The organism is Pseudomonas sp. GW821-FHT07F05 (assembly GCF_059418765.1).
Window position 1 is genome coordinate 1 of record NZ_JBWKQL010000009.1, and the last position, 13,951, is coordinate 13,951.

Consider the following 13,951-nt stretch of genomic DNA (forward strand, 5'->3'; position numbering starts at 1 on the left):
GCAGCAGTCAGATGCGAACTGTTCGTCCCACCACCCCTTCAAGTCTAACCATACAAGCGAGCTTGCTCGCGAAGAGGCAAGAACATCCGCCAAATATTCAGCGGTTGAGATGCCGCCTTCGTGAGCAAGGTGGAGCGCCACCCCGGTCACTCCCACAGGTGTTGCACATTCTGCGCGACAGTGCGGTGCTGAACGAAGGGTTATCTCCCCCCGTGGCATGGTGTATGCGGTTTCAATTCGTCGAAGGCCGATACTGCAAAGCCTCGGCGATGTGGCATCGCGCGATGGCGTCCACCTTCTCCAGATCAGCGAGCGTGCGAGCCACTTTCAGCAGGCGGTGGGCAGCGCGTAGCGAGAGATTGAGGCGTTCACACGCATTCTCGAGCCAGGCTTCGTCTTCCGGCAGTAACGCGCAGTGTTGGCGCAGCGCGGGCAGGTCAAGAAATGCGTTGGCGCACCCTTGGCGTCGTTGTTGGCGCTGTCGGGCTTCGGAGACCACCTCCGCTGCGCTGGCGCTTTCACCCTTGCAGTCAGGCGTGGCAGCTAAAGAGGTAGTTTCCCGAGCAACGGTCAGGTGCAAATCGATCCGGTCAAGCAATGGGCCCGACAGCTTGTTGCGGTAGCGCTGAATCTGATCAGTCGAGCAGCGGCAGCGCCCGGTCGGTTCGCCGTGATAACCGCACGGGCAGGGGTTCATCGCCGCGACGAGTTGAAAGCGCGCCGGAAAGCGCACCCGATCCCGCGCCCGGGAAATCACGATATGGCCCGATTCGAGGGGTTCGCGCAGCACCTCCAGCACGCGCCGGTCGAATTCCGGAAGCTCGTCCAGAAACAACACGCCGTGGTGCGCGAGGGTGATTTCGCCAGGTTGCGGGCGACTGCCACCTCCGACCAGCGCAGGGCCCGATGCCGAGTGATGGGGCTGGCGGAAGGGGCGCTGGGGCCAGCTGGTCAGCGGGGCGTGACTGGCGACCGACTGAATCGCCGCCACCTCCAGCGCTTCGAGTTCATCCAGTGGTGGCAACAGCCCAGGCAAACGGCTCGCGAGCAGCGTTTTGCCGGTGCCGGGAGGGCCACTGAACAGAAGATTGTGTGCACCGGCGGCGGCCACCAACAGAGCGCGTTTGGCCGCGGTCTGGCCCTGCACTTCACTCAAGTCGGGATAAGGCTGTGTCTGCAGAATCAGGCCATTGGATTTATAAGGCGCGATGACCGTGTGCCCATTCAGGTGGGACACCAGCTCCAGCAGATGACTGACCGCGATCACCTTCAGGCCTGACGCCAGACACGCTTCCTCGGCATTCACCGCCGGCACGATCAACGTGTGGCCCGCCTCCCGCGCAGCGAGTGCCGCCGGCAGCACGCCCTGTACGGGCCGAATCGCACCGGACAGCGCCAACTCCCCCAGACATTCAATGCCCTCCAGCGCGAGCGTTGGCACCTGCGCGCTGGCAGCCAGCAAGCCAAGTGCAATGGCGACATCGAAGCGTCCGCCGTCTTTGGGCAAATCGGCAGGGGCCAGATTCAGGGTGATCCGCCGCGCCGGGAATTCCAGCCGACAGTTGAGGATCGCACTGCGCACCCGATCCTTACTCTCCTTGACCGCGCCCTCCGGCAGACCCACCAGCGTCAGGCTCGGCAGCCCGTTGGCGAGATGGGTTTCGACGGTCACGGCAGGGGCTTCAACGCCAACTTGGGCACGGCTCAGAACGATCGCGAGGGACATGGCTTTCCTTGTAGGCAGCACCGCTTCCTGCGGCGAGCTGAAGGATAGTCATTGCTCCGGCGCGTGGGCGGGGCATGTTTTTCGGGGTGTGTATCGAAGGGTAGGGGCACGGGAGGATACGTCGATGGCCACGTTGGAGGCGATCAAGGCCCAGGTTCAGCGCATTGCGCACTGCGCCTGAGCACCCGCAGGGTTAAACGCTCAACCCTGTGGCTCAGCCCCTGACGCTTTCGGCTGCGTCGCCAACTGCGCTTCCATCTCCGCCATCTTCGCTTCCAGTGCCTCAAGTCGGGCGCGGGTGCGGGCGAGGACGATCATCTGGCTGTCGAATTCTTCCCGGCTGACCAGGTCCAGCTTGCTGAAGCCGCTCTGCAGCAGCGCCTTGAACTGGGTTTCGAATTCGCTGCGTGGAACCGGTGTTTCGCCGTTGAACAGGCGGGAGGCGTGGCCGCTCAGGGCGTCGAGAAAAGCTTTGGGGGCGAGCATGATGAAACTCCAGAATCAGAGGGCGCGAGTGTAGCACGCAGCTTTTGACCTTCTGCCGGACGCGATGCGCTGCACGCTTTTCGCGCATGGCTCCGGGCACGTGCGCACCGTTGTTGTGCGGCGATCGCAATCGACGACTACGCTAAAGCGTGAATTAACAGTCGAAGGGCCGAAATTCATGCCGATTCATGAGATGGCAAGCTTTCTGCTTAGTGGCTTGTAACCCATGCACTGATGCAGTCGCTGTGACGAATGCAGTGCGGCAGGCGGAGCGGGGAATGTTTCGTCAGAAGCGGTTTTCTGGAGTTGGTCAGGTCTGTTACGGACACGACGCGTTACAAAGCCAGACACTGCGCTTAGACTTGAGTCGGGTTTGTTTTCCTGGGGCAAGTCCACCAATTCGGGAGAAAGTTTCATGAAGCTAGTCACTGCCATCATCAAGCCGTTCAAGCTGGACGACGTACGCGAGTCGCTGTCCGAAATCGGCGTGCAGGGCATCACGGTCACTGAAGTCAAAGGCTTCGGACGTCAGAAAGGCCACACCGAGCTGTATCGCGGTGCGGAGTATGTAGTCGACTTCCTCCCCAAGGTGAAGATCGATGTTGCGATCGACGACAAGGATCTGGACCGCGTTATCGAAGCGATAACCAAAGCGGCCAACACCGGCAAGATCGGTGACGGCAAGATCTTCGTGGTCAATCTGGAACAGGCCATCCGCATCCGTACCGGCGAAACCGATACCGACGCAATCTAAGCCGCCAAACCCCAACGCCCCAGGAGAAAACAATATGACTCTGCGTCAATTCGCAGGGCTAGGAGCCCTGTTGTCCCTCGTAACCCCTGGCTTGGCCATGGCGGCAGACGAAGTGGCAGCCCCCGTACTCAATTCCGGCGACACCGCCTGGATGCTGACCTCCACCGCGCTGGTGCTGTTCATGACCATCCCCGGTCTGGCGCTGTTCTACGGCGGCATGGTCCGCTCGAAAAACATTCTTTCCGTGATGATGCAGTGCTTCGCCATTACCGGCCTGATCAGCATCCTGTGGGTCGTGTACGGCTACAGCATGGCGTTCGACACCACCGGGATGGAAGTCAACGTCGTCAACTTCAACTCCTTCGTCGGCGGTCTGTCGAAGGCGTTCCTGGCAGGCATCACCCCTGCAAGCATCACTGGTCCTGCGGCACTGTTCCCGGAAGCCGTCTTCGTGACCTTCCAGATGACCTTCGCCATCATCACCCCGGCCCTGATCGTCGGCGCTTTCGCGGAACGCATGAAGTTTTCCGCGATGCTGATCTTCATGGGGATCTGGTTCACCCTGGTTTATGCGCCGATTGCGCACATGGTCTGGAGCGGCGTCGGTGGTCTGTTGTGGGACTGGGGCGTTCTCGACTTCGCGGGCGGCACCGTTGTTCACATCAACGCCGGTGTGGCTGGCCTGGTAGCGTGCCTGGTACTCGGCAAGCGTAAAGGTTTCCCGACCACTCCGATGGCGCCGCACAACCTGGGTTACACCCTGGTCGGCGCGGCCATGCTCTGGGTGGGCTGGTTCGGTTTCAACGCAGGTTCCGCGGCTGCGGCCAACGGCACTGCCGGTATGGCCATGCTGGTTACTCAGATCGCCACTGCTGCGGCAGCGCTGGGCTGGATGTTCGCCGAATGGCTGACCCACGGTAAACCAAGCGCTCTGGGCATCGCTTCGGGTGTGGTTGCCGGTCTGGTTGCCGTCACTCCGGCCGCCGGTACTGTCGGCCCGATGGGCGGCCTGATCATTGGTCTGGCGGCGGGCGTGGTCTGCTTCTTCTGCGCCACCAGCCTGAAACGCAAAATGGGCTACGACGACTCCCTGGATGCCTTCGGCGTTCACGGTATCGGCGGTATCCTCGGCGCGATCCTGACCGGCGTGTTTGCAGCCCCTTCGCTGGGCGGCTTCGGCACCGTGACCGACATCGCGGCACAAGTCTGGATTCAGTGCAAAGGCGTCGGCTTCACGGTCATCTACACCGCGATCGTGACCTTCATCATTCTCAAGGTGCTCGACATGGTCATGGGCCTGCGTGTCACCGAGGAAGAAGAAGCGGTCGGCCTGGATCTGGCGCAACACAACGAACGTGGCTACAACTTGTAATCCACGCGTGAAAAAATGCCCGGGTCTCCGGGCATTTTTTTGTCTGAGGTTTGTCGATAGGGATGTCCGCACAGCGGGTGGGCGTTCCCGGCAGGAACATCCGCTGCAATGTTCGGCCTAACCTGACGATTCTCGATGCTTTAGAGGGCATAAATGCCCTTGTTCAGCGCTCCTGAAAATCGTCGCTCATTACGCACTTTGTTTTTTTTTCCAGCGCGTTAGAATGCGCGCCGAAGGGCGGAGAACGGTATGTGGCAACAGACCTTGATCACGCTGCGGGCAAGGCCTCGTGGTTTCCATCTGGTGACTGACGAGATCGTCGCGGGCCTTCGCGAATTACGCGAATGCCGCATCGGCCTGCTGCATGTCTGGTTGCAACACACCTCGGCCTCGTTGACCGTCAACGAGAACGCCGACCCGGCGGTACGTCGCGATTTCGAGCGTTTCTTCAACCGTCTGGTGCCTCAGGGGCGCGACGGCTACGAGCATGACGACGAAGGGCCCGATGATTTGCCGGCGCACTTCAAAGCCAGTCTGCTTGGCTGCCAGCTTACATTGCCGGTTACAAATGGACGGCTGGCGTTGGGCACATGGCAAGGTATTTATCTGGGCGAGCACCGCGATGCAGGCGGTGCCCGTAAAGTCCTCGTCACGCTTCAGGGTGAGGGGCACGACCGCTGAACGTATGCGGTAGTTGAATTTTTTCCGGCTGTCCAAGAAATCAAGCCCGGCTGGGCTATAACTAATCTGCTTTCGCAAGTCATGAGGTAGAACATGAGCGACGACGACATCGAAGAAGGTCTGGAAGACGATCTGGAAGAAGGGGAGGACGGTGAGGGGCTTGCAGCGGCGTCCGATGAAGATGTAGTGGAAGTCGACGACAGCGCTGAAGTCTCTGCGACTCCGGCCAAAGGCAAGGCCAAGGCCGCCGTCTCGGTTGATGAATTGCCGAGTGTGGAAGCCAAGAACAAGGAGCGTGATGCTCTGGCTCGCGCGATGGAAGAATTCCTCGCTCGTGGTGGCAAGGTCGTGGAAGTGGAGGCCAACGTGGTCGCCGATCCGCCCAAGAAGCCTGATAACAAGTACGGCAGCCGTCCCATCTAAGGGACCTGCTGCGCGCTTGATGAAAAACCCGCTGTCGCTGCGGGTTTTTTATTGCCTGCGATTCGAGTTGCCGACGCAAAGGCCGGCGTTCACGCAGCGGGAAGCGCAGATCCAGCCCAGCGCGCCAGCACCTCGGGCAATTGCGTCAGGCTGTTGATTACGGCATCCGGCGCTTTTTCAGCCTCCCAGACCTTGCCGCCGGGGTTGTACCAGATCGCCCGCAGGCCGGCTTGTTGGGCGCCGGCGATGTCGTCACCCGGGTGATCGCCGACATGCACGGCCTGACTAGCATCTGCATTGCCGCGTTTCAGCGCCTCGACGAAGGGCGCAGGGTCCGGTTTGCCAATGCCCAGGTCCTCGGCGCATAGCGCGAAGGCGAAATAATCGGCCAGGCCCAGACGGCGGACATCGGCATTGCCGTTGGTCACGACACCCAGCGTGTAAGACTTGGTCAGGATCTCAAGCGTCGGCACCACTTCAGGGAAGATGTCCAGCTGGTGCCGCCCCTGAAGGAACACTTCAAAGCTCTGGTCCGCCAGCTCATGGGCTTCGGCGTGACCATACCCCGCATCCTCCAGCGCATGAAACAGCACCTTGCGGCGCAGCGCACTGATCCGGTGCTTGAACGTCGGATCCGCTTCGATGAGTCGCGAGCGGATTTCCCACAGATGCTCGACCGGGACCGGCCCTAGTTTTGGCGCGTTGGCAGCCAGCCACTCGCGCAGCTTGGCTTCAGCGCTGACAATTGCTGGAGCGGTTTCCCACAGCGTGTCGTCCAGGTCGAAGGTGATCAGCTTAATGCTCATTGTCGGCGTTACCTTTGCGCTTGGCCCGTGGATGGGCACTGTCGTACACCGTGGCCAGATGCTGGAAATCCAGATGGGTGTAGATCTGAGTGGTGGCGATGTCGGCGTGACCCAGCAGTTCCTGCACGGCGCGCAGGTCCTGGGACGACTCCAGCAAATGACTGGCAAATGAATGGCGAAGCATGTGCGGGTGCAGGTTCTGGCCCAACTCACGTTCGCCGGCAGCCTTGACCCGCAGCTGGATCGAGCGCGGCCCGAGGCGGCGGCCTTGCTGGCTGACAAACACGGCATCGTCCTGGGGATTGGCCAGCGCTCGTTGCTTGAGCCATTCCTCCAGCGCTTCCCGTGCCTTTCTGCCAACCGGTAAAACGCGGCTTTTACTGCCTTTGCCGAGGACCTGCACAAGACCGTCCGCCAGATCCAGGTCTTCGCAGTTCAACCCGGTCAGTTCGGACAAGCGCAGGCCTGATGAGTAGAACAGTTCGAGAATCGCCTGATCACGCCGGGCCAGAAAATCGTCCTCGACGCCGCCTTCAAGCAGTTGCAGGGCGCGGTCGGCATCCAGGGTTTTCGGCAAGCGACGCTCGCCCTTGGGCGGTGACAGGCCATTGGCCGGATCGTGATCGCAAAGGCCTTCGCGGTTGAGGTAGTGATAAAAGCCGCGCACGGCTGACAGCAGTCTGGCCAGGCTGCGCGAGGATTGACCCTGCTGGTGAAGGCGAGCGACAAGGCTGCGCATGGCCTGAATATCCAGCGCTTTCCAGCTGTCGATGTGCTGCTTTTCGCAGAACGCCAAGACCTTGTTCAGGTCGCGACGATAGGCTTCAAGCGTATGGCTCGACACCTGGCGCTCACTGCGCAGGTGCGTGCAGTAGGCGTCCAGTTGCCGCTCCATGACTAGCGAACCGAACGCAGCGAGTTGGTGAAGCGTGGCAGCAGGCGGCTGAGCACGTCGGCGATGTAGCTGAGAAACAGCGTCCCGACCGAGCTTTTGTAATGCTGCGGATCACGGCTGCCGATCGCCAGAACGCCGTGCAGGCCCTGGTGGCTGAGGGCGGCCAGGGCGGTTGAGCCTACTTCCTTGCTTTGCTCGCTGCCGAACAGGAACTCGAGTTCATGCTCACGCAGCGCGCCACACAGGGTCTTGCCGCCGGACATCAGCCCGCCGATAGCTTTCTGCGCGTCGGCGGCGCTCACCCAGCGGCCGACGGTCATCGGGTTGTCGCTGAACAGGATAAGGCTGACGAAGGGCACCTGAAATTCCTGGCGCAAGCTGTCTTCCACGCAGATGACAATCTCTTCAAGACTGGTCGCGTCCATCAGATCAAGAATCAGCCGGCGGGTTTTTTCGAACAGCCGGTCGTTGTCCCGGGCCACGTCCATCAGTTGCGAGAGCCGGTGACGCATCTCGATGTTGCGCTCGCGCAGCAGCTTGAGCTGGCGCTCGACCAGCGAGACGGTGTCGCCCCGTTGGTGCGGGACGCGCATCATCGCCAGCAGTTCGTCGTGCTCGGCGAAGAAATCAGGGTGTTGTTGCAGCCAGGCCGCGACTGCCTCGGCTTCAAGGGCAGGCACTGCGGTCTCGGCAGGGGGCTGGCCGGGCGTGTCGTTTGAAGTCTGAGGCTGGTCGGTCATTGGATACTCTCACTCATAGACGTACTTGGCCTTCGTAAACCCGGACAGCCGGGCCAGTCATCACCACTGAATGGCCGGGGCCGGCCCACTCGATGGACAGGCGTCCGCCCGGCAGGTCGATCAGCATCGGGGAATCCATCCAGCCCTGAGTAATGGCTGCCACCGCTGCCGCGCAGGCGCCGGTGCCACAGGCCTGGGTTTCCCCGGCGCCACGCTCCCACACCCGCAGTTGCGCGCGCTGACGGTCGACGACATGGAGAAAGCCCACGTTCACCCGGGCCGGAAAACGCGGATGGTTTTCAATCTTCGGCCCAAGCACATGCACGGGCGCATTGTTGATGTCGTAGACGCGCAGCACGGCATGGGGGTTGCCCATGGACACGGCGGCAAGCTCGACAGTCTCGCCATCGACATCGAGCGAATAACTGGCGGCCTGTTCCGGTGCGTCGAACGGGATGTCCGCCGGCACCAGACGCGGCGCGCCCATATCAACGCTGATCTGGCCGTCGTTGCGGATGTCCAGCTCGATGATGCCGCCCTTGGTCTCGACGCGAATCTGCTTCTTGGCCGTCAGCCGCTTGTCCAGCACGAAACGGGCGAAGCAGCGCGCGCCATTGCCGCACTGCTCGACCTCGGAGCCGTCGGAATTGAAAATCCGGTAGCGAAAATCCACGTCCGGATTGTTCGGCGCCTCCACCAGCAGCAGCTGATCGAAACCGATACCCGTGTGGCGATCGCCCCATTGCTTGGCGTGCTTGGGCAAAATGTGGGCGTGTTGGCTCACAAGGTCCAGCACCATGAAATCATTGCCCAGGCCATGCATCTTGGTAAAACGCAGCAGCATGGGATTACTCCGGCAGCAGGCTTTCGCCGGCAAACAGCTCAGTCACGGTTTCACGGCGACGCACTTCGAAGGCTTGCTCGCCATCCACAAGCACCTCGGCCGTACGTCCGCGGGTGTTGTAGTTGGAGCTCATCACGAAGCCATAGGCGCCCGCCGAATGCACCGCCAGCAGATCGCCTTCAGCCAGCGCGAGTTCACGCTCCTTGGCCAGGAAATCCCCGGTTTCGCAAATCGGGCCGACGATGTCGTAGGTGCGTTTGGCGCCGTCGCGGGGTTTGACGGCCGTCACGTCCATCCAGGCCTGATACAGCGCTGGACGAATCAGGTCGTTCATGGCGGCGTCGACGATGGCGAAGTCTTTGTGCTCGGTGTGCTTGAGGTACTCGACGCGGGTCAGCAGCACGCCGGCATTGGCGACGATGAAGCGGCCGGGCTCGAACATCAGCGCCAGATCGCGGCCATCAAGGCGTTCACGCACGGCCTTGATGTAATCGCCCGCGAGGGGCGGCTCTTCGTCGCGATAACGCACGCCCAGACCGCCGCCCAGATCGATATGCTTCAGCAGAATGCCGCAATCGCCCAGTCGGTCGACAAGATCGAGCAGGCGATCCAGCGCATCCACGAAAGGCGAAAGGGTGGTCAGTTGAGAGCCGATGTGGCAGTCGACGCCGATGACGTCGAGATTCGGCAGCTGCGCGGCGCGGATGTAAACGTCTTCGGCGTCCGCGATGGCGATGCCAAATTTGTTTTCCTTGAGGCCGGTGGAGATATAAGGGTGGGTGCCGGCGTCGACATCCGGGTTGACGCGCAACGAAACCGGAGCACGCACGCCCATTTCGGCGGCGACGACTTGCAGTCGTTCAAGCTCGTCGGTGGACTCGACGTTGAAGCAATGCACGCCGACTTCCAGCGCTCGGCGCATGTCATCGCGGGTCTTGCCGACGCCGGAGAAAACGATTTTGTCAGCCTGACCGCCTGCCGCCAGCACGCGCTCCAGCTCGCCACGGGACACGATGTCAAAACCGGCGCCCAGACGCGCGAGGACATTGAGAACGCCCAGGTTCGAGTTGGCTTTGACCGCAAAGCAGACCAGATGCGGCATGCCGCTCAAGGCGTCGGCGTAGGCGCGGTACTGCGCCTCGATGTGCGCGCGGGAATAGACGTATGTCGGCGTGCCGAAGCGTTCGGCGATGGCAGACAACGCCACTCCTTCCGCGAACAGCTCGCCGTCGCGGTAGTTGAAGGCGTCCATGACTGATTCCTAGTAGGTCGAAGTCTGATGCTTGTGCGAGTGCGATTTGGTCTGGCTGGTGCCGTCGGCGGACGAATCGTCGTCGGGCAGATACAGCGGACCTTTCTGACCGCAGGCAGAGACCAGACACGCAACTGCAAGCAGCGCGGCCAGGGAGGAAATCAGGCGCTTCATGGCGAAATCCTTTGTATAAGCATTAATTGCGCCCGAGTATACCGACCACCCGACAGATTGCCTATGCGCTGGAGTTCCCGTCCGGCGGGGGTTTGACGCCGCCGCGCAATTAGACTGCGCAGCACGTGCGGATTTCTGACGCGGTCTGTGGTGCAGGGTGATGCTCGATGCCGTCCCGACCAAAGCCGGTCCCACATTTGCACTTGGGCGGGTAGGCTTTGCATTTGCCGTGGAGCGACCGTATCGTGCGTCGCTGCGCCGTCCGCTGACACTTTTGAGGTTCATGCAATGAGTTTGACCGAAGCCCGTTTTCACGATCTGGTCGATGCCACCCAGGAAAAGCTCCAGGATATCTTCGACGAGAGCGGTCTGGATCTGGACCTTGAGGAGTCGGCCGGTGTGCTGACCGTGAAATTCGAAAACGGCTCGCAGTTCATTTTCAGCCGTCAGGAGCCTTTGCGTCAGCTGTGGCTGGCGGCTGCGTCGGGTGGTTTTCACTTTGATTACGACGAAGAAGCGAAGCACTGGATCTGCGACAAGAGCGAAGAGCTGTTGAGCGAGATGCTCTATCGTCTGGCGAAGGAGCAGGCGGGCGAAGAAATCGACTTCGACGCCCTCGACGGCAGCGATGGCAACCGCCAGTGACCGTTAGCGCAACCCCGGTCAAGCCGCCAAAGCCGCTGTTCAGCAACGTCAGCCCGGCTGTGCCGTCGCCCTGCATCAGCATCTGCCGGCTCGACGAAGACAAAGTCTGCACGGGTTGCCAGCGCCACGTCGAGGACATCCGCGAGTGGCGGGCGGCGACCGATGAGCGCCGACGGGAGATCGTGCGGCAGGCAGATTTGCGTCGCAGTGCGACTTCCGATCACGTGTAGGTCATGCCTCGTCCATCGCGGCATTCAGTGACTGTTCCAGCTGGGCTTTGTAGCGCAGGAACAGAATAGTCTGCCCGCGCGTGTCCCCCAGTATCCCGGACAGGTCCAGGTCGGTGATGTAGCAGCGATAACGTTGCGTCTCGCGGCGCTGGTCGAGGATCCGCCGCGCCACGACGCTGAACAACTGATCGCCAAACTCCAGCTCGGAAAACTCCATCCCGTCGCAATACAGCGTCACGCTGACCTGGCCGGGGGATGCTTCCTCGATAATCGCCTGCACGTCAAAGAACGATTTGTCGATGAGCATGGCCGGGCTCGGCCGATGCTCAACGCGGCGGGCCCGCCCTGAGCCATCGGGGGTTATGCGGTAATACAAAGCCTCCAGCGACGTTGATTCCAACGGGTTATCCAGCGGCAGCAACGTCACGCGCCGGTACGTCAACGATTGAAAAAAGCGCTGCAGCGGAACCAGCAGGCTGGGCTCACTGTGATAAGGCACCTGCTGATGCCATAACGCATTGCGCTCATCGAGCACGTACAGGTCGGCATTGGGTTCGTTGATCCGGTAAAACACCTGAATGCATTCGGGCTGACCGTACGGGATGAACAGCGACAGGTCCGAGTCGTCCAGTGCCTGCGGGTCCAAATGAAGCGGGCTGTAGGCGGAAAGCTCTTCTCCCAGATAGCTGAAGAGCGCCGGCACGTGTTCGAGCGTGACGTGGCTGACCTGGCCGGGGATCATTTCCAGAACGTGGTAACGCTGCTCGACCTGAATGAGATAGCGATGATTCAGGCGCCGGTCCAGCAGCAGTTGCGCAGTGCCGATGAGCTCCTCCACGCGCTGGGCGATAGCCTGCGCACGGTTGTGGCAAAAACAGCGCACGCGGATGACAGGCCTGGCGGACTTTTCCGGCAGGCCGTTGAGCAATTCTGTCAGGCAGTCCAGCAGCGCTTGGGCGCCGTCGAAGCGATTGACCAGCACCTCGTTCCAGCTGTTGAGGGTGATCTGGTCGAAGGTCAGCACCAGATTTTCACGGACGCCGGCGTAGCTCAGCGAGTCGGTTCGCTCGGTCGTCATCAGGATGTTCAGGTCTTTATGGTGCCGGAGCGGATCGACGCCGACGTTGACCAACAGCAGAATCTCGCGGGGCACGCTCGGGCTTAGAAGTACGTCTTCATCGACCATGGCCAGCGGCAGCGCGATGCTCTGCTGCAACGCGCCTTGTAGATTAAACAGTTCAAATTCGGTCAGATCGCTGATGCCAGGGTGGAGCGCCAGGCGCGTGCTGCTGTCGATGACGTTGTTGCGATGGCACCACGTGAGCAGTTCCAGCAACTCGCGGCTGCGCTTGATCGGCGCAAACGTCTCCAGCTCGTGGGCACTCAGGCTGCCGTTGTAGAGGCACCACTGATACCTGCCGGGCTCGCGCTTGTTCGGCAGTTGCGCCAGCGTCAGCGTGTCCTCGGCCAGATCCGGCGCAATGCCCGGGTTGAGAAATTCCACTTTGCCGGCTTTGCGTTCGAAGGCTGCATACAGACGACGCCCGAGCACATTCATGTCGCGCTTGGTGATCGAATTGACCGCTTTTTGCGCGCGAGCGAACTGGGTCAGGAAGCGATAACTGTAGTTGAGCTCGCCGACCAGTGCGCGGCGTTCGCTGGCGACTTGACGCACTTTCCATTGGCTGCGGCTGTCGAGCAACGCCAGCTGACGCTCGTCCCAGTTCCACTCATTGACCAGCCGCTCCAGCAGCAGCCGTTGCCAGCCGTTACTGCGGTGACGGGTGGAGCCGGTGAGTTTCTTGTTCACCTTCAGGTACAAACTGCGGCGTACCAGTTCCAGTCGCTCGGGTTCACCCCGCGCCAACAGGTATTCCTCGATGCGCCGGTACACCATCACGTACGGGTCCAGCTCATCAAGGTCGGCGCGGTTGGCGAACACGGCCTTTTTGAAGCGCATGCTCAAGCACTGCACATGGGGGTGCTCGCTGGCATAAACCTCGGTCAACAGCAGCTTGAGCACCGATTTGTAAGGCGATTCGATGCCTTTGAACAGCTGCCAGAGCCCGGCGCCGATGAATTCCCCCGGCGGGATATGCGACATGTTGCCGAGGTCCAGCACCTCGTCGGCGCGAATAAAGCGCTTCGACAGCAGGGTGTGGGTGTATTCGGCGTAGCGCGCTTCTTCATAGACCGGCACCAGCCACCACATCGGGGTGCGCCCGGCGAGCCAGATGGCGGTGCGATAAAACTCGTCCAGCAGCAAATAGTGCTGGGTTGTGCCGCAGTCCTCGCCACTCAGTTGCGCGTCACGTTCGCCGACGACAAAACGCTCAGGATCAACGAGAAAGAAGTGTGCCTCGGCGCCCATGCTGGCTGCCCAGCTTTCGAGGGACTGGCACTTCCTGCGCAACTCGTGGATTTCGTCGGCCGACAGCAGCGGGTCGTGGCAGATCCACACGTCCATGTCGCTCTGGTCGGCCTGGGCGAGGGTGCCAAGGCTGCCCATCAGGAAGATGCCGTGAATCGGCTGTGGCGGATTCAGCCGGCGCGGTTTGTATGAGAACGACCGCGTCAGGCGTTGCGCTTCAGCGAGGGCCTGGGCGTCTGGCTCGTAATGGGACACGCCAGCGGGGGTCGAGCCCGACACATAGCCTGGCAGCAGCGGATGATTGACGTGGAAAAACAGCGGAAGCAGCGTGAGCACGCTTTGCTGACGGGTCGACAGACCTTCGTACGCACGCGCCAGGCGACTCTGGCTCAGGGCCAGAAAGCGGCTGCGCAACTGAGCGAGGACCTTGCGATCAATGCCCTCATCCAGATCCGGGCGAATTTCGGAACTACGCGTCATCGCGACTCGAAGCCGGCGGGCGGCACTGCATGAAGTGAGGGTATAGCGATAATAAAGACAGCTGGACGTCAG

At 61.3% G+C, this 13,951-nt stretch carries 15 protein-coding genes; 6 read left to right on the forward strand and 9 right to left on the reverse strand.

Translation table 11 applies throughout. The annotated features are described in order from the left end of the window. Positions 1 to 232 precede the first annotated feature (232 nt). Both AC07RO_RS18130 and AC07RO_RS18135 read right to left on the reverse strand, forming a co-directional pair. Positions 233 to 1,726 (reverse strand): YifB family Mg chelatase-like AAA ATPase, encoded by a 1,494-nt coding sequence (locus AC07RO_RS18130; protein WP_495086738.1) that lies wholly within the window; start codon positions 1,724 to 1,726, stop codon positions 233 to 235. 201 nt (positions 1,727 to 1,927) lie between these two features. Beyond that, positions 1,928 to 2,212, reverse strand: a complete 285-nt coding sequence (locus AC07RO_RS18135) for an accessory factor UbiK family protein (protein ID WP_192171412.1) — start codon at positions 2,210 to 2,212, stop codon at positions 1,928 to 1,930. A gap of 415 nt (positions 2,213 to 2,627) precedes the next feature. On the opposite strand from AC07RO_RS18135, the gene glnK reads away from it, so the two are divergent. From glnK to AC07RO_RS18155, 4 genes are all read left to right on the forward strand, one after another. Then, the gene (glnK, locus tag AC07RO_RS18140; protein ID WP_002555808.1) at positions 2,628 to 2,966 is read left to right on the forward strand and encodes a P-II family nitrogen regulator; all 339 of its coding nucleotides are present in this window, start codon (positions 2,628 to 2,630) and stop codon (positions 2,964 to 2,966) included. 34 nt (positions 2,967 to 3,000) lie between these two features. Next, positions 3,001 to 4,338 carry an ammonium transporter gene (locus AC07RO_RS18145; RefSeq protein WP_346627428.1) on the forward strand — a complete coding sequence of 446 codons (1,338 nt, stop codon included), beginning with the start codon at positions 3,001 to 3,003 and terminating at the stop codon, positions 4,336 to 4,338. Positions 4,339 to 4,587: 249 nt separating this feature from the next. Next, positions 4,588 to 5,019 carry a secondary thiamine-phosphate synthase enzyme YjbQ gene (locus AC07RO_RS18150; RefSeq protein ID WP_285349477.1) on the forward strand — a complete coding sequence of 144 codons (432 nt, stop codon included), beginning with the start codon at positions 4,588 to 4,590 and terminating at the stop codon, positions 5,017 to 5,019. A 93-nt stretch (positions 5,020 to 5,112) separates the two neighbouring features. Beyond that, positions 5,113 to 5,442 carry a hypothetical protein gene (locus AC07RO_RS18155; RefSeq protein WP_192171409.1) on the forward strand — a complete coding sequence of 110 codons (330 nt, stop codon included), beginning with the start codon at positions 5,113 to 5,115 and terminating at the stop codon, positions 5,440 to 5,442. A gap of 89 nt (positions 5,443 to 5,531) precedes the next feature. Here AC07RO_RS18155 and AC07RO_RS18160 read toward each other — a convergent pair whose 3' ends face one another. Genes AC07RO_RS18160 through lptM form a run of 6 tightly spaced genes read right to left on the reverse strand, consistent with a single transcriptional unit; the run spans position 5,532 to position 10,153 of the window. Next, positions 5,532 to 6,248 carry an HAD family hydrolase gene (locus AC07RO_RS18160; protein WP_346629509.1) on the reverse strand — a complete coding sequence of 239 codons (717 nt, stop codon included), beginning with the start codon at positions 6,246 to 6,248 and terminating at the stop codon, positions 5,532 to 5,534. After that, positions 6,238 to 7,143 (reverse strand): tyrosine recombinase XerC, encoded by a 906-nt coding sequence (gene xerC, locus AC07RO_RS18165; RefSeq protein WP_495086739.1) that lies wholly within the window; start codon positions 7,141 to 7,143, stop codon positions 6,238 to 6,240. The genes AC07RO_RS18160 and xerC overlap by 11 nt, the downstream gene beginning before the upstream one ends. 2 nt (positions 7,144 to 7,145) lie before the next feature. Beyond that, the gene (locus AC07RO_RS18170; protein WP_192171406.1) at positions 7,146 to 7,883 is read right to left on the reverse strand and encodes a DUF484 family protein; all 738 of its coding nucleotides are present in this window, start codon (positions 7,881 to 7,883) and stop codon (positions 7,146 to 7,148) included. Between the two features lie 13 nt (positions 7,884 to 7,896). Then, the gene (gene dapF / locus AC07RO_RS18175; protein WP_463582415.1) at positions 7,897 to 8,727 is read right to left on the reverse strand and encodes a diaminopimelate epimerase; all 831 of its coding nucleotides are present in this window, start codon (positions 8,725 to 8,727) and stop codon (positions 7,897 to 7,899) included. A 4-nt stretch (positions 8,728 to 8,731) separates the two neighbouring features. Further along, the gene (gene lysA, locus AC07RO_RS18180; protein ID WP_282365888.1) at positions 8,732 to 9,979 is read right to left on the reverse strand and encodes a diaminopimelate decarboxylase; all 1,248 of its coding nucleotides are present in this window, start codon (positions 9,977 to 9,979) and stop codon (positions 8,732 to 8,734) included. 9 nt (positions 9,980 to 9,988) lie between these two features. Beyond that, positions 9,989 to 10,153, reverse strand: a complete 165-nt coding sequence (lptM, locus tag AC07RO_RS18185) for an LPS translocon maturation chaperone LptM (RefSeq protein ID WP_192171403.1) — start codon at positions 10,151 to 10,153, stop codon at positions 9,989 to 9,991. Positions 10,154 to 10,441: 288 nt separating this feature from the next. Here lptM and cyaY point away from each other — a divergent pair, with 288 nt between their 5' ends. After that, positions 10,442 to 10,798 (forward strand): iron donor protein CyaY, encoded by a 357-nt coding sequence (gene cyaY / locus AC07RO_RS18190; protein ID WP_192171402.1) that lies wholly within the window; start codon positions 10,442 to 10,444, stop codon positions 10,796 to 10,798. Next, on the forward strand, positions 10,795 to 11,028 hold the full coding sequence (locus tag AC07RO_RS18195) for a DUF1289 domain-containing protein (RefSeq protein WP_282365883.1): 234 nt from the start codon (positions 10,795 to 10,797) through the stop codon (positions 11,026 to 11,028). The genes cyaY and AC07RO_RS18195 overlap by 4 nt, the downstream gene beginning before the upstream one ends. A 1-nt stretch (position 11,029) precedes the next feature. Here AC07RO_RS18195 and AC07RO_RS18200 read toward each other — a convergent pair whose 3' ends face one another. Continuing rightward, the gene (locus AC07RO_RS18200) at positions 11,030 to 13,879 is read right to left on the reverse strand and encodes a class I adenylate cyclase (RefSeq protein WP_495086740.1); all 2,850 of its coding nucleotides are present in this window, start codon (positions 13,877 to 13,879) and stop codon (positions 11,030 to 11,032) included. Positions 13,880 to 13,951: the final 72 nt, after the last annotated feature.